The 20,897-nt window shown below is 61.4% G+C and carries 24 protein-coding genes and 1 tRNA gene; 12 read left to right on the plus strand and 13 right to left on the minus strand.

Features of this window, described 5'->3' with window-relative positions; translation table 11 throughout:
• Positions 1-82 precede the first annotated feature (82 nt).
• The 6 genes from J7U39_RS07705 (at position 83) to J7U39_RS07730 (ending at position 5,131) form a co-directional block, all read left to right on the plus strand.
• A complete protein-coding gene (locus J7U39_RS07705) occupies positions 83-1,081 on the plus strand; it encodes an RluA family pseudouridine synthase (protein WP_210631207.1) in 999 nt (332 codons plus the stop codon).
• Positions 1,078-1,731 carry an HAD-IA family hydrolase gene (locus tag J7U39_RS07710; protein WP_210631208.1) on the plus strand — a complete coding sequence of 218 codons (654 nt, stop codon included), beginning with the start codon at positions 1,078-1,080 and terminating at the stop codon, positions 1,729-1,731. The genes J7U39_RS07705 and J7U39_RS07710 overlap by 4 nt, the downstream gene beginning before the upstream one ends.
• Before the next feature lie 9 nt (positions 1,732-1,740).
• The gene (locus tag J7U39_RS07715; RefSeq protein WP_210631209.1) at positions 1,741-2,526 is read left to right on the plus strand and encodes an ATP12 family chaperone protein; all 786 of its coding nucleotides are present in this window, start codon (positions 1,741-1,743) and stop codon (positions 2,524-2,526) included.
• Positions 2,527-2,592: 66 nt separating this feature from the next.
• Positions 2,593-3,051, plus strand: a complete 459-nt coding sequence (locus J7U39_RS07720; protein ID WP_210631210.1) for a hypothetical protein — start codon at positions 2,593-2,595, stop codon at positions 3,049-3,051.
• A 36-nt stretch (positions 3,052-3,087) separates the two neighbouring features.
• On the plus strand, positions 3,088-4,620 hold the full coding sequence (locus tag J7U39_RS07725) for an acyl-CoA carboxylase subunit beta (protein WP_210631211.1): 1,533 nt from the start codon (positions 3,088-3,090) through the stop codon (positions 4,618-4,620).
• A gap of 118 nt (positions 4,621-4,738) precedes the next feature.
• Positions 4,739-5,131 carry a DoxX family protein gene (locus tag J7U39_RS07730; protein ID WP_210631212.1) on the plus strand — a complete coding sequence of 131 codons (393 nt, stop codon included), beginning with the start codon at positions 4,739-4,741 and terminating at the stop codon, positions 5,129-5,131.
• A gap of 48 nt (positions 5,132-5,179) precedes the next feature.
• On the opposite strand, the gene sugE is transcribed toward J7U39_RS07730, so the two are convergent.
• The 8 genes from sugE to lipB form a co-directional block, all read right to left on the minus strand.
• Complete coding sequence (gene sugE, locus J7U39_RS07735) at positions 5,180-5,494, minus strand: quaternary ammonium compound efflux SMR transporter SugE (protein ID WP_210631213.1); 315 nt, start codon at positions 5,492-5,494, stop codon at positions 5,180-5,182.
• Between the two features lie 165 nt (positions 5,495-5,659).
• Entirely contained in the window at positions 5,660-6,127 is a 468-nt protein-coding gene (locus tag J7U39_RS07740; protein ID WP_210631214.1) for a YaiI/YqxD family protein, read from the minus strand.
• Between the two features lie 10 nt (positions 6,128-6,137).
• Positions 6,138-6,611 (minus strand): GNAT family N-acetyltransferase, encoded by a 474-nt coding sequence (locus J7U39_RS07745; protein WP_210631215.1) that lies wholly within the window; start codon positions 6,609-6,611, stop codon positions 6,138-6,140.
• The gene (locus J7U39_RS07750) at positions 6,611-7,738 is read right to left on the minus strand and encodes an S-(hydroxymethyl)glutathione dehydrogenase/class III alcohol dehydrogenase (protein ID WP_210631216.1); all 1,128 of its coding nucleotides are present in this window, start codon (positions 7,736-7,738) and stop codon (positions 6,611-6,613) included. Before J7U39_RS07750 ends, J7U39_RS07745 begins: the two co-directional genes overlap by 1 nt.
• Positions 7,739-7,846: 108 nt before the next feature.
• The gene (locus J7U39_RS07755) at positions 7,847-9,856 is read right to left on the minus strand and encodes an acetyl/propionyl/methylcrotonyl-CoA carboxylase subunit alpha (protein ID WP_210631217.1); all 2,010 of its coding nucleotides are present in this window, start codon (positions 9,854-9,856) and stop codon (positions 7,847-7,849) included.
• Positions 9,857-9,963: 107 nt separating this feature from the next.
• The gene (locus J7U39_RS07760) at positions 9,964-10,668 is read right to left on the minus strand and encodes a hypothetical protein (RefSeq protein WP_210631218.1); all 705 of its coding nucleotides are present in this window, start codon (positions 10,666-10,668) and stop codon (positions 9,964-9,966) included.
• Between the two features lie 97 nt (positions 10,669-10,765).
• Entirely contained in the window at positions 10,766-11,686 is a 921-nt protein-coding gene (locus J7U39_RS07765; RefSeq protein ID WP_210631219.1) for a DMT family transporter, read from the minus strand.
• A gap of 80 nt (positions 11,687-11,766) precedes the next feature.
• Entirely contained in the window at positions 11,767-12,486 is a 720-nt protein-coding gene (lipB, locus tag J7U39_RS07770) for a lipoyl(octanoyl) transferase LipB (protein ID WP_210631220.1), read from the minus strand.
• A gap of 53 nt (positions 12,487-12,539) precedes the next feature.
• Between lipB and J7U39_RS07775 the strand changes: the two genes are divergently transcribed.
• Together J7U39_RS07775 and J7U39_RS07780 are read left to right on the plus strand one after the other, a co-directional pair.
• Positions 12,540-12,704 carry a hypothetical protein gene (locus J7U39_RS07775; RefSeq protein ID WP_210631221.1) on the plus strand — a complete coding sequence of 55 codons (165 nt, stop codon included), beginning with the start codon at positions 12,540-12,542 and terminating at the stop codon, positions 12,702-12,704.
• Positions 12,669-12,753 (plus strand) — tRNA-Leu (locus J7U39_RS07780). The genes J7U39_RS07775 and J7U39_RS07780 overlap by 36 nt, the downstream gene beginning before the upstream one ends.
• A gap of 184 nt (positions 12,754-12,937) precedes the next feature.
• Here J7U39_RS07780 and J7U39_RS07785 read toward each other — a convergent pair.
• The 3 genes from J7U39_RS07785 to J7U39_RS07795 all read right to left on the minus strand — a co-directional run bounded on the left by J7U39_RS07785 (position 12,938) and on the right by J7U39_RS07795 (position 14,687).
• Positions 12,938-13,306: a hypothetical protein gene (locus J7U39_RS07785; RefSeq protein WP_210631222.1), complete on the minus strand. Its 369-nt coding sequence runs from the start codon at positions 13,304-13,306 to the stop codon at positions 12,938-12,940.
• A 303-nt stretch (positions 13,307-13,609) separates the two neighbouring features.
• Positions 13,610-14,122 (minus strand): BON domain-containing protein, encoded by a 513-nt coding sequence (locus tag J7U39_RS07790; protein WP_210631223.1) that lies wholly within the window; start codon positions 14,120-14,122, stop codon positions 13,610-13,612.
• A gap of 70 nt (positions 14,123-14,192) precedes the next feature.
• Positions 14,193-14,687, minus strand: coding sequence for a peptide deformylase (locus tag J7U39_RS07795; RefSeq protein ID WP_210631224.1), 495 nt, complete (start codon positions 14,685-14,687; stop codon positions 14,193-14,195).
• A 241-nt stretch (positions 14,688-14,928) separates the two neighbouring features.
• Here J7U39_RS07795 and mgtE point away from each other — a divergent pair, with 241 nt between their 5' ends.
• Together mgtE and J7U39_RS07805 are read left to right on the plus strand one after the other, a co-directional pair.
• Positions 14,929-16,341, plus strand: coding sequence for a magnesium transporter (mgtE, locus tag J7U39_RS07800; RefSeq protein ID WP_064802760.1), 1,413 nt, complete (start codon positions 14,929-14,931; stop codon positions 16,339-16,341).
• A gap of 64 nt (positions 16,342-16,405) precedes the next feature.
• Positions 16,406-16,798 (plus strand): MerR family DNA-binding transcriptional regulator, encoded by a 393-nt coding sequence (locus J7U39_RS07805; protein ID WP_011425479.1) that lies wholly within the window; start codon positions 16,406-16,408, stop codon positions 16,796-16,798.
• 28 nt (positions 16,799-16,826) lie between these two features.
• Here J7U39_RS07805 and J7U39_RS07810 read toward each other — a convergent pair whose 3' ends face one another.
• Both J7U39_RS07810 and J7U39_RS07815 read right to left on the minus strand, forming a co-directional pair.
• A complete protein-coding gene (locus J7U39_RS07810; RefSeq protein WP_210631225.1) occupies positions 16,827-17,816 on the minus strand; it encodes a heparan-alpha-glucosaminide N-acetyltransferase in 990 nt (329 codons plus the stop codon).
• Positions 17,816-18,580, minus strand: coding sequence for a DUF599 domain-containing protein (locus J7U39_RS07815; RefSeq protein WP_210631226.1), 765 nt, complete (start codon positions 18,578-18,580; stop codon positions 17,816-17,818). The genes J7U39_RS07810 and J7U39_RS07815 overlap by 1 nt, the downstream gene beginning before the upstream one ends.
• A 402-nt stretch (positions 18,581-18,982) precedes the next feature.
• Between J7U39_RS07815 and J7U39_RS07820 the strand changes: the two genes are divergently transcribed.
• Together J7U39_RS07820 and J7U39_RS07825 are read left to right on the plus strand one after the other, a co-directional pair.
• The gene (locus J7U39_RS07820) at positions 18,983-20,386 is read left to right on the plus strand and encodes an L-serine ammonia-lyase (protein ID WP_210631227.1); all 1,404 of its coding nucleotides are present in this window, start codon (positions 18,983-18,985) and stop codon (positions 20,384-20,386) included.
• 60 nt (positions 20,387-20,446) lie between these two features.
• Positions 20,447-20,884 carry a DUF1489 family protein gene (locus J7U39_RS07825; RefSeq protein WP_210631228.1) on the plus strand — a complete coding sequence of 146 codons (438 nt, stop codon included), beginning with the start codon at positions 20,447-20,449 and terminating at the stop codon, positions 20,882-20,884.
• Positions 20,885-20,897 lie beyond the last annotated feature (13 nt).

Raw genomic sequence — 20,897 nt, forward strand, 5'->3', positions numbered from 1 at the left:
GTTTCCGTTTTGCATGAAAATGCTCTAAGGCTGCGGCAAGAACGCCGGCTTGGCCCGCGCTGCAATTTCCGAAAGACTATTCATGGCTGGCATAGAACATATAAAGGTTGAACCTGACGAGGCGGGCATGCGGCTCGATCGCTGGTTCAAGGTGCATTTTCCCGGGCTGGGCTTCGGGCCGCTGCAGAAGCTGCTGCGCTCCGGCCAGATACGCGTGGACGGCGGACGCGTGAAATCGGATGCACGCGTGCAGCCCGGTCAGACGGTGCGCGTGCCGCCACTCGATGTCGACGCCAGGCTGAAAACCGGGCCGATCGCCGGCAAGGATCTCAAACATTCCACGGATTTCGACCTCCTGTCACGCATGGTGCTGCATGAGGACGACAAGGTGATCGTCCTCAACAAACCGGCCGGCCTTGCCGTGCAGGGCGGTTCCGGTGTCGCCAGGCATATCGACCAGATGCTCGAGGCCTGGACCAGCCCGAAGGGCGAGAAGCCGCGCCTCGTTCACCGCCTCGACCGCGACACGTCAGGCGTGCTCGTCATCGCCCGCACCCGGGGCGCGGCACAGAAGCTGACGGCCGCCTTCCGCGAGCGCGATACGAAGAAGACCTATTGGTCTCTGGTGAAAGGCGTGCCGCGCAAGCGTGAGGACAAGATTTCGACTTGGCTCGTCAAGGAGCCGACGGCTGATGGCGACCGCATGCGCATCGCCAAGCATGGCGAAGAGGGCGCCGATCATGCCGTGTCCTATTACCGCATCGTCGAGACGGCGGCGCAACGTCTCGCCTGGCTGGAGATGGAGCCCTATACGGGGCGCACACACCAGCTTCGTGTTCACGCTTTGCACATCGGCCATCCGATCATCGGCGATCCCAAATATTTCGACGATGATCCGAACTGGGATTTTCCCGGCGGTATCCAGAAGCGGCTGCATCTGCACGCCCGCCATATCGACATTCCGCATCCCTCCGGCGGCCGGCTGCGCGTCACCGCGCCTTTGCCGCCGCATATGGTGCAGAGCTGGAATTTGCTCGGCTTCGATGAAAATTCGGCTCCCATCCTGGACGACGAAGCATGAAACTTGCGCTTTTTGATTGCGACGGCACATTGGTCGACAGTGCCGGGCTGATCCACGAAACGATGCGCCGCACCTTCGCGAAGTTCGGCAAGGCGGAACCTCGATTTGACGACACCAAGGCCATTATCGGCCTGTCGCTGGATATCGCGATCGCCCGCATGCAGGGCAGGCCGCATGTCGAGCAGGAAGACATCGACATGACGGCGCATTATAAATCGCTGTTTACGATCGTGCGTAGGGATCTCGACCACAGAGAGCCGCTGTTTGCCGGCATTCGCGAGATGATCGATGCGATCAGCGGCCGCGAGGATCTGCTGATCGGGGCGGTGACCGGCAAATCCCGGCGCGGGCTGAAGCTGGTGATGGAGACGCACGGCTTCGACAAGCATTTTGTCGTTGCGCGCACCGCCGACGACTGCCCCTCCAAGCCGCATCCGGCCATGGTGACGGAATGCTGCGACGAAACCGGGATGAATGCCGCCGATACCATTGTCATTGGCGACGCGGTTTACGATATGCAGATGGCAAAGGCTGCCGGCGCAAAAGCGATCGGTGTTGCCTGGGGTTATGCCAGCGTGGATGAGCTGATCGCCAACGGCGCCGATGCGATCGCCTACCATCCGAACGAGATATTGCGCCATTTTTCCTGAGGTGAGCCCATGCGCGATCTGCTGAACGATCTGTCCGAGGGACTGAGCCATCCCGATCCCATCCGTCGAGCCCAGATCCAGACGAAAAAGCCGCTGCCGAAGCGTTTCTACACCGACGTGGCGGTCGCCGAGCACGAGGGCAGTTTCGCAATCATGCTCGACGGCAAGTCGGTGCGCACGCCGGCACGGCAGGTTCTTGCCGTTCCCACAGAGGCGCTCGCACAACTTGTCGCCGCCGAATGGCGTGGGCAGGGCGAGGAAATCGATCCGGTCACTATGCCGGTGACCCGGCTGGTCAACACCGCGCTGGATGGTGTGACAACCAATACGCAGGCGATCTTCGAAGACATTCTCCGCTTTTCCTCGAGCGACCTCATCTGCTACCGCGCCGACGGGCCGGAGCTGCTGGTCGAGCGCCAGAGGGAACGTTGGGACCCGATCATCGACTGGGCGGCCAGCGATCTCGGTGCCCGTTTCATTCTCGTCGAGGGGTTAATGCATCACGAACAGCCGCGTGAGGCGACCGCTGCCTTCGCCGTGACGCTGGCGCGGCATCAGAGTGCGATGGCGCTCGCCGCCCTCCATACGATCACGACGCTGACCGGCTCGGCGATCCTGGCGGTTGCCTTGGCCGAGGGCCGGGTGACGGTGGAGGAGACATGGTCGCTTGCGCATCTCGATGAGGACTGGACGATCGAGCATTGGGGGCGCGACGAGGAAGCCGAAGAGCGGCGGGCCAAGCGCTTTGCCGAGTTCAAAGCGGCAGCGGACGTTTTTTTCGCCCTAAGCGCCTGAAACATATTGCCTTCTCAGACATTATGGCGAAATCTGCGACTCCAACGGGTGGTGCGGGATTTTGCGATGGATTGGCTGAGGTCGTGTTTTTGCCGGACCGTGCTCGTCTGTATCGCGCTGACGGCCTGCGGCAGCCTCTCGGCCAACAAGCCGAAGGCGCCGCTCTATGATGTGCGCAGCGCCGTCGTTCTTTCCGGCCCGAACATCCCGGCCGAGCTGCTTGCCGGGATCAACGACCGCGTCAATGCCGCGATCAATGCAACGATGCGCGACACCGTGCTGCCGCGGGTGGTGCTGACGATCCGCGTGGTCTCGATCCAGAAGGGACTCGGTTTCCAAAAGGATCGCAACGTCGCCAAAATCAGCGTCGACGCGGCTTCGGTCGAGGATGGCTCGGTGATTGCCGTCAGCGCCTTCGATGTGACCAGTATCGCCGCCGATCCGAAACTTGCCGACGACATCATCGCCGAGGACGTCGCTGCACGGATTCGCTCGGTTTTCTCGCTTAGCGGACGCAGCCGCTAGCGCATATCGGCCGCGAGAGCGGCGAGGGGAGATCGCATGAAGGAAATTCTCGAAGAACTGGAACGCCGCCGCGGCATCGCACGCCTCGGCGGCGGCAAGGAGCGCATCGATGCTCAGCACAAGCGCGGCAAGCTGACGGCGCGCGAGCGCATCGACCTCTTCCTCGACGAGGGCTCCTTCGAAGAGTTCGACATGTTCGTGGAGCACCGCTCCACTGATTTCGGCATGGATAAGAGCCGTATCGCCGGCGACGGCGTCGTTACCGGCTGGGGCACGGTCAGCGGCCGCACGGTTTTCGTCTTCGCCAAGGACTTCACCGTCTTCGGCGGCTCGCTTTCGGAGGCGCATGCAGAGAAGATCATGAAGGTGCAGGACATGGCGCTGAAGAACCGCGCGCCAATCGTCGGCATCTACGATGCCGGCGGCGCGCGCATCCAGGAAGGAGTGGCCGCGCTTGGTGGTTATGCCGAAGTCTTCCAGCGCAATGTGCTTGCCTCGGGCGTCATTCCGCAGATTTCCGTGATCATGGGCCCCTGCGCCGGCGGCGACGTCTATTCGCCCGCCATGACCGATTTCATCTTCATGGTGCGCGATACCTCCTACATGTTCGTCACCGGCCCCGACGTGGTGAAAACGGTGACCAACGAGACGGTTACGGCTGAAGAACTCGGCGGCGCCGTGGTGCATACGGTGCGCTCGTCGATTGCCGACGGCGCCTATGAGAATGATGTCGATACGCTGTTGCAGGTGCGCCGGCTGATCGATTTCCTGCCGCTTTCGAACACGTCGCCGGTGCCTGAGATCGAATGTTACCAGTCAGTGACCGAGACCGATGCGTCGCTCGACACGCTGGTGCCGGCGAGCGCCAACAAGCCCTATGATATCAAGGAGCTGATCCGGAAGGTGGCGGACGAGGGGGATTTCTTCGAGATCCAGGAGAGCTTCGCCAAAAACATCGTCTGCGGCTTCGGCCGCGTCGAAGGCTCTACCGTCGGTTTCGTCGCCAACCAGCCGATGGTGCTGGCCGGCGTGCTCGACAGCGATGCCTCGCGCAAGGCGGCGCGTTTCGTGCGCTTCTGCGACTGCTTCAATATTCCGATCGTCACGTTCGTCGACGTGCCGGGCTTTCTGCCGGGCACGGCGCAGGAATATGGCGGCCTGATCAAGCATGGCGCCAAGCTGCTCTTCGCCTATGCGGAAGCAACGGTGCCGAAGCTCACCGTCATCACCCGCAAGGCCTTTGGCGGTGCCTATGACGTGATGGCGTCTAAACATCTGCGCGGCGATTTGAATTATGCCTGGCCGACGGCGCAGATCGCCGTGATGGGCGCCAAGGGCGCGGTCGAGATCATCTTCCGCAAGGATATTGCCGATCCGGAGAAGATCGCCGCCCATACGAAAATGTACGAGGACAGGTTCCTGTCGCCCTTCGTCGCTGCCGAGCGCGGTTATATCGACGAGGTGATCATGCCGCATTCGACCCGGCGGCGGCTGGCGCGCGGTCTGAAGATGCTGCGCAACAAGGATCTCGCCAATCCCTGGAAAAAACACGACAATATCCCGCTCTGATATCCGGCCGCGTGTTGCCTGCTGTCGAAAAAGTGAACGGCCGTCAGCGATCCGTGTGTTCAATCGCGGCCGGGGACGGGCTAACGCTCGGCTGCAATTTCTTTAATGGAGAGGTTTAATGTCAACTTTCGAGCGTCTTTCCGCCTATCGCCCCTATGGGCTGGCCGCTCTCAGAATCATCACTGCACTGCTGTTCATCGAGCATGGCACGATGAAGCTTTTCGCCTTTCCGGCTGCGCAGATGCCAGGCCCGCTGCCGCCATTGATGCTTTTCGCGGCTCTTCTGGAGCTTGTCGGCGGTCTCCTCATTCTGGTCGGCCTGCTGACGCGTCCGGTCGCCTTCCTGCTGGCCGGCCAAATGGCGGTCGCTTATTTCATGGCGCATGCCCCGAACAGCTTCTTCCCGGCCCTCAACCAGGGCGACGCCGCGATCTTGTTCTGCTTCGTCTTCCTCTACCTGTTTTTCTCCGGTCCCGGCGCTTTTGCGGTCGATAACCGCAAGATGGCTTGAAACGGACAATGACTGCGGGGCGTTTCGGCGCCCCGCAGCATTTCGGAATCAGGCGGTGAGCTTGAGGCCGGCGATGCCGGTGACGATCAGCGCGATGCAGGCGAGACGGGAGACACTTGCCCCATCACCAAGCAGCCAAATGCCGAGGAGCACGGTGCCGACCGTGCCGATGCCGGTCCAGACCGCATAGGCGGTGCCGATCGGAAGATACCTCACCGCCAGGCCAAGCAGGACGACGCTCACGACCATTGAAATGACGGTCAGCGCCGTCGGCAGCGGCCGCGTGAAACCCTCGGTGTATTTAAGGCCGATCGCCCAGCCACATTCGAAAAGACCGGCGAGAAAAAGCAGAAACCAGGCCATACGCCTCTCCTTGTTCAAGAGCGAGGCCGTCCCCGCGACGGTTGCATCCTCTGGACGCCGCAGTCGTCTGCGATAGTGCCTATATCAGTGAGGGAACGGCCGTCTTCAAGGTAGGAATCGGCATGGCTGCCATGCCACCCGTTTCTTGCCGGCCTGCGGAGGAGATCATGGCCGGCCGCCGGCCTCGCTGGAAAGGTTCTTGGCGCGGCGGCAGAGGCGATCGAAGGTCTCGAGGAATCGCGAGCGGTCTTTCGGGCTGAAGGCGGCGTTGTAACCTTTGCTTTCCCCGGTTTCGCGCAGATGCGCACCAAGATCGCGCATGGCGCTCGCCATGCCGATATTGGTTTCATCGAAGACACGTCCGGTCGGGCCGCTGACGAAAGCGCCGGTCGCGACGCAGCGTACGGCCAGCGGCACGTCGGCAGTAACGACGACGTCGCCCGCGCCTGCGCGCTCGGCGATCCAGTTATCGGCGGCATCGAAGGCGTTGGAAACGATGACGTTGTGGATCATGGGATCGCGGGACGGGCGCAGGCCGGAATTGGCGACGAAGGTAACTTCAAGGCCGTGGCGTTCGGCAACCTTCAGGATTTCCGGCTTCACCGGGCAGGCATCGGCGTCGACATAGATCATGGCGGTATCCTCATGCCGGATGAATGGCAGGCTGTCTGACCATATCGACATGGGGAATGCCGTCTTCCAGATATTCCTGTGACGTCCCGACAAAGCCGAAGGATTCATAGAAGCGGCGCAGATGGGCCTGCGCCGACAAGGCGATCGGATTTGCCGGATAAAGCCGCTCACAGGCGGTGATCGATTCGCGCACCAATGCATCGCCCAGACGTTTGCCGCGATGGGCAGGCGAGACGACGACGCGGCCGATCTTTGACGGCTCCTGTGGCTCATGTGGTTTCAGGATCCGCGCCGCCGCCAGGAGGTCACCGCCCTCCAGCAGTCGCAGATGCAGAGCATCGATGTCCTTGCCGTCGAGTTCCGGATAGGGACAGTTCTGCTCGACGACGAAGACATCGACCCGCATTCGAAGGAGGTCGTAGAGCTCCCGCGCGGGGAGCTCATCGAAATGCCTGAGATCGACCCGGTAGTTGGCTGCCGCCATCAGTACACCACCACGCCGCGGATGCTTTCGCCCTTGTGCATCAAGTCGAAGCCCTTGTTGATGTCTTCGAGCGGCATCGTGTGGGTGATCATCGGATCGATCTGGATCTTGCCCTGCATGTACCAGTCGACGATCTTCGGCACGTCGGTGCGGCCGCGCGCGCCGCCGAAGGCGGTGCCCATCCAGTTGCGGCCGGTCACCAGCTGGAATGGCCGCGTCGAGATTTCCTGGCCGGCGCCGGCAACGCCGATGATGACCGGTTTGCCCCAGCCGCGATGCGAAGCTTCCAGCGCCTGGCGCATCACCTTGGTATTGCCGGTGCAGTCGAAGGTGTAGTCGGCGCCGCCGATCAGGTCGCCGTTGCGCTTGGTCATGTTGACCAGATGGGGAACGATGTCGTCGCCGACCTCCTTCGGATTGACGAAATGCGTCATGCCGAACTTCTCGCCCCAGGCCTTGCGATCCGGGTTGATATCGACGCCGATGATCATGTCGGCGCCGGCAAGCCGCAGCCCCTGCAGCACGTTGAGGCCGATGCCGCCGAGACCGAAGACGATCGCCGTCGATCCGATCTCGACCTTGGCGGTGTTGATGACGGCGCCGATGCCTGTGGTGACGCCGCAGCCGATGTAGCAGACCTTGTCGAAGGGCGCGTCGGGATTGATCTTGGCGAGCGCGATCTCCGGCAGCACCGTGTAGTTGGCGAAGGTCGAGCAGCCCATATAGTGATGGATCTTGTCCTTGCCGATCGAGAAGCGGCTCGTGCCGTCCGGCATCACGCCCTGACCCTGGGTTGATCGAATCGAGGTGCAGAGATTGGTCTTGCGCGACGTGCAGGAATAACACTCGCGGCATTCCGGTGTATAAAGCGGGATGACGTGATCGCCCTTCTTCACCGAGGTCACACCCGGGCCGACATCGACGACGATGCCGGCGCCCTCATGGCCGAGGATGGCCGGAAACAGGCCTTCCGGATCGGCGCCCGACAGGGTGAAATCATCGGTGTGGCAGATGCCGGTCGCCTTGACTTCCACCAGCACTTCGCCGGCCTTCGGGCCGTCGAGTTGCACGGTCATCACTTCGAGCGGTTTTCCAGCCTGAACGGCAACGGCGGCGCGAACGTCCATCTTCCCAAATCTCCCTTGTAACATTATCAGACGAACCTTGGCATGTCAGGCAAGCCGGGCTCAAGAGAAAACGCCGACCGGCACTGCTGCCGCCCCTGCCGTGTTCCTTCAGGCGAATTCCATGATCACGGCATCGACGGCCAGGCTTTCACCGGGAGCGGCGTTGATCTTCGAAACGACAAGATCGCGTTCGGCGCGCAGGACGTTTTCCATCTTCATCGCCTCGACGATCGCAAGCGTTTCACCGGCCTTGACCTCCTGGCCTTCGGCGACCGCTATAGACACGACGAGGCCGGGCATCGGGCAGAGCAGGAGCCTGGAGGTGTCGGGCGGCAGCTTCACCGGCATCAGCCTGTCGAGTTCCGCGTGGCGCGGCGAAAAGACTTTGGCGGTCACCGACAGTCCCTGCCAGTCGATGCGCACGCCGTTGAGGGCGGGACGGATTTGCGCGGCAATATCCTTGTCGCCGACCTTGCCGCTCCAGACCGGATCACCCGGTCTCCAATCGGTGACAATGCTCCGGCTTTCATCCTCGAATTCCATCTCCATATCGAAGGGAATGGTGACGAGGCCATCGAGCAGTCTGACAGCGACGTAGCTGCCTCCTGTTTTGACCACCCAATGCTCCGGCAGTGTGGCCGATGCGGCGCGCAGGCGATCGGCGAAACGGTCGCGGCGGTTCGCTTCGATAAGCGAGGCAGACAGCGCGATTGCGGCAAGCGTGGCTTCCTCCTGCCGGTCCGGCTTCATCGGCGCGAAACCGTCAGGATATTCCTCGGCAATAAAGCCGGTGGAAAGCCGGCCCTCGCGCCAGCGCGGATGTTTCATTAGCGCCGACAGGAAGGGAACATTGTGTTCGATGCCGTCGACGACAAAGCCGTCCAGCGCCTGGCCCATGGCCTCGATCGCTTCACTGCGCGTCGGCGCCCAGGTGCAGAGCTTGGCGATCATCGGATCGTAATACATCGAGATCTCGGCGCCCTCGAATACGCCGGTATCGTTGCGAACGACAATGTTGCCTGTCCTGCCTTCCGCTGGCGGGCGGTAGCGCGTCAGTCGGCCGATCGAAGGCAGAAAGTCGCGGTATGGATCTTCAGCATAGAGCCGGCTTTCGATCGCCCAGCCATCGAGCCTGACAGCCTCCTGGCCGAAGCCGAGCGGCTCTCCCGCCGCGATGCGGATCATCTGCTCGACGAGATCAATGCCGGTGACGAGTTCGGTCACGGGATGTTCGACCTGCAGGCGGGTGTTCATTTCGAGGAAATAGAAATTGCGGTCGCGGTCGACGATGAATTCGACCGTGCCGGCGCTCTGGTAGTCGACGGCCTTCGCCAGCGCCACCGATTGTTCGCCCATGGCCTTGCGGGTCTTTTCGTCGAGGAAAGGCGAGGGTGCCTCTTCCGCGACTTTCTGGTTCCGCCGCTGGATCGAGCATTCCCGCTCGCCGAGATAGACGACGTTGCCATGCGCATCCGCCAGCACCTGGATCTCGATATGGCGCGGCTCGACGATGAACTTCTCGATGAAAACGCGGTCGTCGCCGAAGGAACTCTTCGCCTCCGAGCGGGCGCGCTCGAAGCCGTCGCGCACCTCGGCTTCGTTCCAGGCAATGCGCATGCCCTTGCCGCCGCCACCGGCAGACGCCTTGATCATGACCGGATAGCCGATCCCGCCAGCGATCGTTTCCGCATGCGCGGCGTTCTCGATGATGCCGAGATGGCCGGGCACGGTAGAGACGCCGGCCGCATTGGCGAACTTCTTCGATTCGATCTTGTCGCCCATCGCCATGATGGCCTTCGGCTTCGGGCCGATGAAGACGATGCCCTGCTTTTCCAACTCGGCGCAGAAAGAGGCGCGTTCGGACAGAAAGCCGTAACCCGGATGCACCGCTTCGGCGCCGGTCGCCTTGCAGGCGGCGGTGATCTTCTCGGCGACCAGATAGCTTTCCGACGCTGCGGCGGGGCCGATATGGATGGCCTCATCGGCCATTTCGACGTGCAGCGCGTCCCGATCCGCGTCCGAATAGACCGCAACGGTCGAAATGCCCATGCGGCGCGCGGTCTTGATCACGCGGCAGGCAATCTCGCCGCGATTCGCGATCAGGATTTTCTTGAACATCGAGACTCCACCCAGAAATGCGTTCCGGAGTTTTACGCATAAAATACCGGAACGCACAATCGGCTTGGGGCCGGCACGCGGGAGATGTGGGGCTAAGCCGCCGAATGTCAGGCGACGACGGCTTCCGCAACGGATTCCTCATCGACGATGCGCAGCCAGCGGCTGCGCCGCGGTTCCGGGCGATCGCGCAGCGTGACGGAGGCCATGATCCCAGCCCAGTGCGGATGGTTGGCGCCCGGCAGCGTTGCCTGCTCGATCTGATTGAGGACGCCATATTCAGCCGGCGACACGGCGATGACGCCGCCTGCGGCGATGCCTCTGAAGATGCGCATCGCAAAATCGACGTCCTGGCGCGTGATGTTCTTGCGGTCGACGGCGCGCGACAGATTATAGCCGCCGATGCCGTCGGTGATCGCCAGGCGAAGCTGGTCGAGGGCAAGCGCTCTCAATTCACCCGGGACATCGGTCGAAATCTCCATGACGTGGAGAATGAGCTCGAGCTCCAGCGCCGAGTTGACGACGCCGTCGGTCGCGAACATGCGCGTGATCCAGGCAACGTTGATTTCATCAAGCGAGCCCTGCGGATAGGTGTAATGGACGATAAAACCGGCGATCTGCTCCACAAAGAAAGCGTTCCACTCGGCACATTTTTCGGGACAGGAATTGTTGAGCGCCAACATTGCAACGACATCCTGAGACGTCCGGATCCCCTCGGGGAAAGCATGTTTGCGCAGCAGCACGATATCTTCGGCCGTCAGCCGATGCTTACCGGCCACGACACAGGCCGGAAAAGCGAGACGGAATTCGCTCATGTTTTAACTCCAGGCTTCATCATGAAGCCGGAAACAGTTTTAGCGGTCGGGAATTGACGATCCCTCAAGAAGGGGAGTTAACCGCCTGCTGCGCCAATCACGAAGATTTTAGCGATCGCGCCTGCAGCCGCTCTCGCCAGATGATGAAGAGGCCGGATGCGACGATGATGAAAATGCCGATCCATTTGGAGAAATTCGGGAAATCATTGAACAGCGCATAGCCGAGCACAGTGGCCGAGATGATCTCGAAATATTGGAACGGGGCAAGCAGCGACAGCGGTGCAAGCCGGAAAGCCCGCACCACCAACATATGCGCATATCCTGAGATCGAGCCGAGGGCGACAAGCAGCGCAAGGCCGAGGCCGGAGGAGGGCAGGGAAATGGCGAAGTCCCCATTACCGGCGCTGCTGCCGACGAGAAGGGCGGCCGCCATGAAGATCGTTCCGCCGATGCCGGCCATCGTCTGCATGGTGAGCGGTGAATCAGCCTCGCCGATCGCGCGATTGAGGAAAAGATAGAGCGAGAAGAGAAAGGCGCAGGCTACCGGCAGCAGCGCCTTCAGGCCGAAAATCTCGTAACTCGGCTGGATGACGATCATCGCGCCGCCGAAACCGACGACGATTGCCATCCAGCGCCGCCAGCCGACCTTCTCTCCGAGAAACAGGGCCGACATGGCGGTCAGCATGAAGGGCTCGACGAAATAGATGGCGAAGACGTCGGCAAGCGGCATGTATTTGACGGCGACGAAGAACAGCAGGCTCGCAGCCCCGTGCAGTACGCCGCGCAGCAAATTCATCCACGGCCGCTTGGCGGAAAGCGCCTCGCGTCCAAAAATGGCAAAGAGAATCGGCAGGGTGCAGGCGATCTGGAAGAAGAAGCGGTAGAAGGTGACCTGAGCCGGCGACATCGATTCGAAGGTCGCCATGTATTTGGCGATGGCATCCATGACCGGCAGGATGAACATGGCGCCGGACATGATGGCCATGCCCTGCAGGGAATTTTCAGGGGGCTTTGACATGGCTGCCGATTCTTGTGGGAACAGCGCCCATCAATCACGGGAAAGCCGGACAAATCAAGCCCGTGAAACCGCTCAAGCGGTCAGAGATCATTCGCCGTTTCACCAAAAACCGTCTCGAAAGCGGCCCGCAGCCGGATGTCGACATCCGCCATCATGACGGGAAGGCCGAGATCGACGAGGCTGGTGACGCCATAGGCCGATATCCCGCAGGGCACGATGCCGCTGAAATGATCAAGATCGGGATCGACGTTGAGCGACAGGCCGTGGAAGGTCACCCATTTGCGCAGCCGGATGCCGAGGGCGGCAATCTTGTCTTCAGCCATCGTGCCGTCCGGCAGCAACGGCTTTTCCGGGCGGCGGACCCAGACGCCGACACGATCCTCGCGCCGCTCGCCGCGCACGTTCATCATGCCGAGCGTGAGGATGACGACCTCCTCGAGAGCGGCGACGAAGGCGCGCACGTCCTGGCGCCTGCGCTTCAGGTCGAGCATGACGTAGGCGACGCGCTGACCGGGTCCGTGATAGGTATATTCACCGCCGCGTCCCGTCGCAAAGACCGGAAAGCGGTCCGGCTGGACGAGGTCGCCCGCATTGGCGCTGGTGCCGGCGGTATAGAGCGGTGGATGCTCGACGAGCCAGACAAGCTCGTCGCCGCCTTCTCCGATCGCCGCCACCTCGCGCTCCATCGTCGCCACCGCCGCCTCATAGGCAACGAGTTCATCGGCGATGCGCCAGCGCACCGGCCGGGTGCCGAGTTTCGGGAGCATGGAGAATTCGAGATCGGTGCGAAGCATGGCCATTCCTTGCCGCCTGTCCCAAATGCCTGACGAAATAGGGGCGGCAGGAGACCTATATGGACCCGTTTTCCGGCCAATTCAAATGCCGTGAAAGGTTTTTAAAAAAACTGTCATATCGCCCTTGTGCACCCCAAATGCTTTTGCTACATGCTGCCCCGCCGACGCAAATCGGCATCTACCACGATGCGGTCGTGGCGGAATTGGTAGACGCGCAGCGTTGAGGTCGCTGTGGGGCAACCCGTGGAAGTTCGAGTCTTCTCGACCGCACCAGATTATTAAAAAACCCTCGTGACCATTTGGTTCCACGAGGTTTTTTTATGTCTTGATTTTCCCAGATATACGCGAGAGTGCCGCGACGCAGGAAATCAGCGCGTCCCCGGCCACGGCACCGGACAGCTGAACAGAAAAAAGGGCCGACTGCGGCCCTTTCGTCCCGATCGTCTGTTGTGGCCGATCAATGCGTTGCGCGGCAGGCTTCGGTGCGCGAGGCGCCGCTGTCGGCACCTTTGGTATGGGAGCCGCTCGGGCCGATCATGCTGTGGCACGGGGGCAGGGTCTTGATGCTTGCGGTCGCGGTCTTGTCGATCGCCGGGTTCGTCATGGCAACCGGGGCGAAGCCGTCGCTGTCATTGGTGTAGTCGCTGGAATAGGCCGGAGCCTTGTGGTTGTTGCCATAGTGCACGGGGGCAGGCTGCGCCATCTTTGAGGGCGCAAAGCCATCGCTGTCGTTGGTATAATCATCGGAATAAGTCGGCTGAGCGAAGGCAGCGCCGGCAAGGCTGACGGCAAACAGGGACGCGGCGAGGGCAAATCTGATGCGCATGGTACTTCTCCTCAATCTGTTGTTGCATTCAACAACATAAACCATCCCCGGCAGCTAAGATTTCGCGCGCCAATTGCGGCAATATTGTGAACGGAAGTTGGCCGATTCACTGCCTTTTCTTCAAATGAAATCACGGTGTTGTCAATGACCGTGACGCTTCCGTTACGGCAGCCACCGGACCAAATGGACGGCAGACTGCCTGCTCATGCTGCAATCGCAAATTGTTAACTTTTGGTAATGTGAGGTAAGACCGGACGGGAGGCGACGCCGCCTCCGTTCAATGATAACCATGGGCGTCACAGATCAGTCCTCGTTCGGGATATGCGCGTCAACCCCGGTCAGCTGCAGCTTATTGCGAACATGGTGGACGCCGTCGACCGAAAGCGCGCCGAGCTCGACCTTGCGCGCAATGCCGATCGTCTCGACCGAGCCTTCGAGAGTGATGACGTGACCGTCCGCATGAACCTCGATACTGTTGATATCGACCTCGGGAATGTTTTCGAGAGCGTCGTTCACCCGCGCCTCGAGCTCGTCGCTTTCATCGCGATCGATCATACCGGCGCGCAATGAATCCTTCAGGCGGTTCTCGTTGCCGTCTCGGTCTGTGCCATCGACTCGGAACCCTGTGTTGGGATCGCTGTCGAAATTTGCCGAAGTCTCGCCATAGGGACGGTTTGCCGGGTCGCTGGCAGCGGTGCCATCGGCATAAGGCCAGCCATCATCGAGATTGCGTTCCTCGAGGTCGCGATAATCTTCTTCACGGGAAAGCTCGGGGGCCTCGCGTGAAATCGGGGTCTTGTCACCGATCCTTGCCATTATAGTCGCTCCTAGTTTCTCTCGTGACAACGCCGACAGGGGCGAATGGTTCGGTGTCGCGGGCGATTTGTCAGCGTTGGGTTTTCTCCCATTTTTTGACGAGGCGTTCGCGTTTCAGCCGCGAAAGCCGCTGCAGCCAGAAGATACCGTCGAGCTGGTCCACCTCGTGCTGGACGCAGATGGCGAGGAAACCTTCGGCGGTCTCCTCGTGCACGACGCCGCCGGCATCCTGATAACGAAAGCGGATCGCCCGTGGGCGTGTGAGCTCTTCGGTCGCGCCGGGCATGGAGACGCTACCCTCGGCATGGTTCATCGTCTCCTGCGACCTCCAGGTAATCTGCGGATTGACGTAGAGGCGCGCACTGTCGGCCCGGTCGAGCTCCAGCACCGTCACACGGAGGAAGACGCCGACATGGGCGGCGGTGATGCCGACGCCGGGGGCTGCGCGCATCGTCGCCAGCAGGTCGTCGGCGAGCGCTGCCAGCGACGTATCGAAGACCGTCACCGGTTCGCAGACGGTCTTCAGGCCCGGATGCGGATAGCGCAGGATCGGACGGATGGGCATGAGGCAGGCTCCCCTCTGTTTGAGCGGCGGGGAAACTATCGCCGGCCGCAGACATTGTCATCACGAAGCACGGTTGGCGCTTTACGACAAGGATGCTTTGAGCTAGCAGGGGCCAAGAATTCCGGCTGCGGGCGCTTCGCGCGGGATTCGCTTATCCGCTTGTTGACAATGTGTTTTCGGCCGACATTTGCGAATGCGATGCGGTAATCGTTGAAATTCGAACCAGGTGCGAGGGCGGCAGATGACCACGACCGATGGGGAAGACCGCATCCGCCGGCGCGATGACGAGGAAGCGGATATCTACGACGAGGACGGCAATGTCCGCGGCGATTTCCTGGCGCTCGTTGGTGCGGCGATCGCCGATCGTGATACGCTGTTCCTGCGTGGGAATGTCGCCCGCCTGCATGAATCCGAAATAGGCGACCTGCTCGAATCCATCCAGCCGGATCAGCGCCTGGCGCTTGTGCGCCTGCTCGGCGAAGATTTCGACATGACGGCGCTGACCGAGGTCGACGAGGCGATCCGCCGCGAGATCGTCGACCAAATGCCGAACGAACAGATCGCAGCGGCGATCGGCGAGCTCGATTCGGATGACGCCGTTTACATTCTCGAAGACCTCGACAAGGAGGACCGGGAAGAAATCCTCGCCCAGATGCCGTTTACCGAGCGGGTGCGGCTGCGCCGGGCGCTCGACTATCCCGAAAGCTCGGCCGGCCGCCGCATGCAGACCGAGTTCGTCGCCGTACCGCCATTCTGGACGGTAGGGCAGACGATCGACTACATGCGCGACGAGGAGGATCTGCCCTATTCCTTCTCGCAGATCTTCGTCATCGATCCGACCTTCAAGCTGCTCGGCGCCGTCGATCTCGACCAGATCCTGCGCACCAAGCGGCAGACGAAAATCGAGCAGATCATGCGGGAGACCAACCATCCGGTTCCCGCCGAGATGGATCAGGAGGAGGCCGCCCAGCTCTTCGAACAATATGACCTGCTCTCGGCTGCCGTCGTCGACGAGAACGGCCGGCTAGTCGGCGTGCTGACGATCGACGACGTCGTCGACGTCATCCACGAAGAGGCGGACGAGGACATCAAGCGCCTCGGCGGCGTCGGCGATGAAGAACTGTCGGACAACGTGATCTCGACGGCGCGATCGCGTTTCCTTTGGCTTCTGATCAATCTCGGCACGGCGATGCTGTCGGCGAGCGTCATCGGCCTGTTCGACGCCTCGATCGAGAAAATGATCGCGCTGGCGGTGCTGATGCCGATCGTCGCCTCGATGGGCGGCAATGCCGGCACGCAGACGATGACGGTGACCGTGCGTGCGCTCGCCACCCGCGATCTCGACATCTACAATGCCGGCCGCATCATCCGCAGGGAGGCCGGCGTCGGCATTCTCAACGGCGCCGTCTTTGCGACGATCATGGGCGCGATCGCCGGTATCTGGTTTCACGACTATCAGCTCGGCGGGGTGATCGCGGCGGCGATGATCATCAATCTGATGGCGGCCGCGCTTGCCGGCATCCTGCTGCCGCTGCTGCTCGACAAGGTGGGAGCGGACCCGGCGATTGCCTCGTCGGTGTTCGTGACGACGGTGACCGACTGTACCGGCTTCTTCGCTTTTCTCGGCATCGCCACCTGGTGGTTCGGCATCTGACGGGCGCCGAAATTGACTATTACGTAAAAGTCAATATTATTGCCGGTTCGACGACGGGGAACACATGCCTGTGAACAAATATTATAGCATAACGGAGCTGACGCGCGAATTCGGTGTCTCGACGCGCACGCTCCGCTTCTACGAAGACGAGGGACTGATCCATCCGGAGCGGCGAGGGCGCACGCGTCTCTTCCGGCCGGCGGACCGACGGCTCATCGGAGAAATCCTGCGCGGACGGCGGATCGGCTTCACCATCGCGGAAATCCGCGAGATCATTCAGGTCTATAAGGAGCCGCCCGGCGAGCTCGGCCAGCTGAAGCTTCTGATGAAGCGCGTTGACGAGAAGCGTGAGGACCTGCGCCAGAAGCGTAAGGACATAGACGACACGCTGACGGAGCTCGACAATATCGAAGAGGCCTGCCTCGGCCGCCTCGCCGAAATCGGCGTTACCACCTGAGACTTGCCGCAAAACGGTTGCCGGTCCTTTATTGCGCCTCGGCACTGCATTCGCTGGCGATCGTCTGGACCCGCTCATCGTTTTGAAGATCGATCTTGCCGGCCTGAAGCGGTATCAGCAGCGCCTGGGCCCGCAATCTGTCGAGCGTGCACTGGCAAAAGCTGCGGCAGAGCGCTTCGCTTTGCTGCATGACGCAAGCGGAGTTGCATTGCCTAAGGTAAGTTTCGACCGGATCCGGCTGCGGCGGCGGGACGACAATGGAAAGTCCGTAAGCGATCGCGATCAGCACCGGCTGATGAATGAGGTAGAAGGCAAGGCTGTGGCGGCCAAGCTTCGCCGGCCACCAGGAGCCTGTGCCGATGGCCGCGAGCCGATGCGGCAGCCTGGTTCTGATGGCGATCAAGGCGATGCTCAAGCCAACGAAAAACGGCGTAGCCCAAGGAAACAGTGGGACGTAATCGTTGGAGCGTTGCGGCGTTTCGGCAAGCCCGATCCAGGCGAGATATCTCGGATCGAAGAAGGATGAGCGGAGCAGGCCCGGTGTGCCGAAGTTGTCGAGGATCCAGGCGCCAAGGAGCGCGACGGTGACGAGGAGCGTCAAGGCGAGCGGCAATCTGACAAAAACGATGCCGATGAGCGTGAGTACCGCGATGCAATGCAGGATGCCGAAATAGATCCAGGTGTCCGGCATTGCAATGCGGGTGGCGACCGAGATGACCGCGGCGGCCCCAGCTATCATGCCGAAACGTTTCCAGAAGGACGGCCAGCGAATCGTCGGCGTGCTGGAGAGCACCAAGCTGACGCCGACGATGAAGAGAAAGGTCGTGGCGATCGCCCGGGCATAGATCTTCAGCCAGCCGGTCTCGGCCGTGCCCGGCGCCAGATAGGCCATGAACTCCATGTCCCAGGTGAAATGGTAGCTCGCCATGGCGATCAGCGCGACGCCGCGCGCCGTATCCAATAGACCGATGCGCGGCGGTTTTGCCACCGCATCGGCGTGCATTGCCGGCATGGTCATCAAAGTCCCCTGGTCGAATCATTTCCGTCGTTCGACGGCGTGTCGCGGCGAATAGCAGAAAGGTGGAGATTTGATGGCGGGCCTGCATCCATGATCGCCAGCCGCGCCTCCGAAAAGAACTGTCGCCGGGTCAGCACGAAGATGACGGTCGCCGTCGTCAGCATGAAGACGTAAGGATTGATGAACCAGCCGAGATAGCCGATCGACAGGAAGATTGCCCTGAGACCCTCGTTGAAATTGCTGCCGGCGATGACATTCATGCGGATGACGCGCTCGGCGGCCCGCTCGGCGGCGATGATGTCGCTCTCGGCATCGCGCATCATCGGGATGGAGCCGAAAAGGATGGTGCAGTAATTGAACAGCCGATAGGACCAGCCGAACTTGAAGAAGGCATAGCCGAAAAGCGCCGCCAGTCCGCCGACCTTCATCTCGAAGGCGGCATGGCCGCCATGGAGCACGAAGGGCAGGTCGGCAAAGACGGCGTCGACCTTCTCGGTTGCGCCGAGCAGCGCGAAGCAGCTGCCGATTGCGAAGATCGAGGTCGAGGCGAAAAAGGCCGTGCCGTTCTGCAAGCCGGCCATGATCTGTGTGTCGATCATCTTCAGGTCGCGGCGTAGCGAATTGTAGATCCACTCGCGGCGCCGTTCGGTCATCGCATGCGTCAGACTGGTGCGGCCGAAGAAGGTGCGGCCCTTGAGCAGCCAGGAATAGCCCATCCAGACACAGGCAAAGAAGGCCAGAGCAATGTAGTCCGCCGTCGTCATCAGTGATTCAGTCTCCGCATGAAGTGCGGCCACCTTACATATGCATCGAAATGCTGCAATGACCGGAAGGCCGGGCCGCCGGATTTCGGCGCCTGGCGTGTCCGAAAGCACGCTGCAACGCTCTGTATCGATACATCGTACTTTCCGAAAAGCGATTCTGATATTCCGGCCGATGCGCTGAAACAGGACTATTTCGGGCCGGCTCGGCTCGAGCTTTGAATCCTGTTCCAAATTAAATAGTTAGCGCATGATACTGTCCGAAACTGCTGCCGCTTTTCGGCATCGTACTCCGGGTGTATGGTCCCGGGAATGTCGCATCGGCTGCAGGCGATGTCGGTGGCCCGCGCGGGTTCGAAACCGACCTTGCTTAAGCTTACAACTTCATATTCAAAAGGCGCATCCATGTTTCTTTCGGTATTCGACGTGTTCAAGATCGGTGTCGGGCCGTCGAGCTCGCACACCATGGGTCCGATGTCGGCTGCCAACCGGTTTCTCGATCTGATCCTGTCGAATGAATGGCCACGCCCTTCATCGGGCGCGCAGGTCGCCGCGATCAAGGTCAGCCTGCATGGTTCGCTCGCTCATACCGGAATCGGCCATGGAACGGGCAGGGCCGTCATTCTCGGACTGATGGGTGAGGCGCCGGACAGTGTCGATCCCGACAGGATGGACGGCATCATCGATACCGTCGAACGCACCGGACGCATCACCCCTGCAGACCATCCGGCCTACCAGTTCCAGCCGAAGACCGACCTGATCTTCGACAAGAAACAGCCGCTGCCGGGCCATGCCAACGGCATGATCTTTTCGGCGTTTGACAAGGACGGCCGGCTGCTCCTCAAGCGCATCTATTATTCGGTTGGCGGCGGCTTCGTCGTTACCGACACCGAGCTGGAACAGATGCGGGCGAAGAAGAATGCCACGGGCGGCGTGCGCGTCCCCTATCCCTTCTCGACCGCCAAACAGATGCTGGAGATGGCGGAGCGCTCCGGGCTTTCGATCGCGCAGATGAAGCGGGCGAACGAGGAGAGCCAGCGCAGCCAAGAGGAGCTCGATCAGGGGCTCGACCGCATCTGGGAAGCGATGCGCTCCTGCATCGAGCGCGGCCTCAAGGTCGAGGGCGTCATGCCCGGCGGCCTTAACGTCAAGCGCCGCGCCCGCCGCATTCACGACAAGCTGCAGGAGGAGTGGCGTAGCAATCGCGTCAATCCGCTGCTTGCCAATGATTGGCTCAGCGTCTATGCGATGGCCGTCAACGAGGAGAATGCCGCCGGCGGGCGCGTCGTCACCGCGCCGACCAATGGCGCGGCGGGCGTCATTCCGGCAACGATCCGTTATTATGAGCATTTCCACGAGGACTGGGACCAGAACGGCATCCGCGACTACCTGCTGACGGCAGCGGCGATCGGCGGCATCATCAAGCACAATGCGTCAATCTCTGGCGCCGAGGTCGGCTGTCAGGGCGAGGTCGGCTCGGCCGCGGCGATGGCGGCTGCAGGCCTTGCAGCCGTAATGGGCGGCACGCCGGAGCAGATCGAGAATGCCGCCGAGATCGCGCTCGAACATCATCTCGGCATGACCTGCGATCCTGTCGCAGGCCTCGTGCAGGTTCCCTGTATCGAGCGCAATGCGCTCGGCGCCGTCAAAGCCGTCACCGCGGCTTCGCTCGCCGTCAAAGGTGATGGTCAGCATTTCGTGCCGCTTGACGCCTGTATCGAGACGATGCGCCAGACTGGCCACGACATGAGCGAGAAATACAAGGAAACCTCGACCGGCGGCCTGGCTGTCAACGTCGTCGAATGCTGAGCGTGCGGACTCCTTCGCTTCACACTTGACGCCCGCCGCCAAAAGGATTTGAACGGCGGCATGGCATTGCATCTCATCAAACTCTGTGTCGGCGCCGACTCGATCGAGGACCTGCGCGAATGGGTGGCGGAGCGCTCGCTGCGCGCCATTGCCGCCGGGCTCGAACCGCATTCGGTTCACACCACGCGCATGGTGCCCAAACGCATGGAGGAGCTTCTTGACGGCGGCTCGCTCTATTGGGTGATCAAGGGGCAGGTGCAGGCGAGGCAGAGGCTGCTCGACATCGAGACGTTCACAGACGATGAAGGGATTTCACGCTGCCGTCTGATGCTCGGCCCGGAGGTCATCGAAACCGCGGTGCAGCCGAAGCGGCCTTTTCAGGGCTGGCGCTACTACACGCAGGATGACGTGCCGCCCGATCTGACGAGCTTGGGCGCCGGGATCGCCGAAATGCCCGCGGAACTGCGCCGCGAACTGACAGATCTCGGCCTGCTCTAATTCTATCGCCCAA

Origin of the sequence: Rhizobium sp. NLR16a, from assembly GCF_017948245.1 — a bacterium.
Lineage (GTDB): Bacteria > Pseudomonadota > Alphaproteobacteria > Rhizobiales > Rhizobiaceae > Rhizobium.

Bases quoted from the DNA above. Each gene is read 5' to 3' on its own strand.
- J7U39_RS07755 (WP_210631217.1), bottom strand. From the start codon at position 9,856: ATGTTCAAGAAAATCCTGATCGCGAATCGCGGCGAGATTGCCTGCCGC.
- J7U39_RS07725 (WP_210631211.1), top strand. From the start codon at position 3,088: ATGAAGGAAATTCTCGAAGAACTGGAACGCCGCCGCGGCATCGCACGC.
- J7U39_RS07795 (WP_210631224.1), bottom strand. From the start codon at position 14,687: ATGCCCATCCGTCCGATCCTGCGCTATCCGCATCCGGGCCTGAAGACC.
- J7U39_RS07765 (WP_210631219.1), bottom strand. From the start codon at position 11,686: ATGTCAAAGCCCCCTGAAAATTCCCTGCAGGGCATGGCCATCATGTCC.
- J7U39_RS07810 (WP_210631225.1), bottom strand. From the start codon at position 17,816: ATGACCATGCCGGCAATGCACGCCGATGCGGTGGCAAAACCGCCGCGC.
- J7U39_RS07745 (WP_210631215.1), bottom strand. From the start codon at position 6,611: ATGGCGGCAGCCAACTACCGGGTCGATCTCAGGCATTTCGATGAGCTC.
- mgtE (WP_064802760.1), top strand. From the start codon at position 14,929: ATGACCACGACCGATGGGGAAGACCGCATCCGCCGGCGCGATGACGAG.
- J7U39_RS07815 (WP_210631226.1), bottom strand. From the start codon at position 18,580: ATGACGACGGCGGACTACATTGCTCTGGCCTTCTTTGCCTGTGTCTGG.
- J7U39_RS07790 (WP_210631223.1), bottom strand. From the start codon at position 14,122: ATGGCAAGGATCGGTGACAAGACCCCGATTTCACGCGAGGCCCCCGAG.
- J7U39_RS07710 (WP_210631208.1), top strand. From the start codon at position 1,078: ATGAAACTTGCGCTTTTTGATTGCGACGGCACATTGGTCGACAGTGCC.
- J7U39_RS07720 (WP_210631210.1), top strand. From the start codon at position 2,593: ATGGATTGGCTGAGGTCGTGTTTTTGCCGGACCGTGCTCGTCTGTATC.
- J7U39_RS07785 (WP_210631222.1), bottom strand. From the start codon at position 13,306: ATGCGCATCAGATTTGCCCTCGCCGCGTCCCTGTTTGCCGTCAGCCTT.
- J7U39_RS07750 (WP_210631216.1), bottom strand. From the start codon at position 7,738: ATGGACGTTCGCGCCGCCGTTGCCGTTCAGGCTGGAAAACCGCTCGAA.
- J7U39_RS07740 (WP_210631214.1), bottom strand. From the start codon at position 6,127: ATGATCTATGTCGACGCCGATGCCTGCCCGGTGAAGCCGGAAATCCTG.
- J7U39_RS07805 (WP_011425479.1), top strand. From the start codon at position 16,406: ATGCCTGTGAACAAATATTATAGCATAACGGAGCTGACGCGCGAATTC.
- J7U39_RS07775 (WP_210631221.1), top strand. From the start codon at position 12,540: ATGGACCCGTTTTCCGGCCAATTCAAATGCCGTGAAAGGTTTTTAAAA.
- lipB (WP_210631220.1), bottom strand. From the start codon at position 12,486: ATGGCCATGCTTCGCACCGATCTCGAATTCTCCATGCTCCCGAAACTC.
- J7U39_RS07730 (WP_210631212.1), top strand. From the start codon at position 4,739: ATGTCAACTTTCGAGCGTCTTTCCGCCTATCGCCCCTATGGGCTGGCC.
- J7U39_RS07715 (WP_210631209.1), top strand. From the start codon at position 1,741: ATGCGCGATCTGCTGAACGATCTGTCCGAGGGACTGAGCCATCCCGAT.
- J7U39_RS07820 (WP_210631227.1), top strand. From the start codon at position 18,983: ATGTTTCTTTCGGTATTCGACGTGTTCAAGATCGGTGTCGGGCCGTCG.
- sugE (WP_210631213.1), bottom strand. From the start codon at position 5,494: ATGGCCTGGTTTCTGCTTTTTCTCGCCGGTCTTTTCGAATGTGGCTGG.
- J7U39_RS07760 (WP_210631218.1), bottom strand. From the start codon at position 10,668: ATGAGCGAATTCCGTCTCGCTTTTCCGGCCTGTGTCGTGGCCGGTAAG.
- J7U39_RS07825 (WP_210631228.1), top strand. From the start codon at position 20,447: ATGGCATTGCATCTCATCAAACTCTGTGTCGGCGCCGACTCGATCGAG.
- J7U39_RS07705 (WP_210631207.1), top strand. From the start codon at position 83: ATGGCTGGCATAGAACATATAAAGGTTGAACCTGACGAGGCGGGCATG.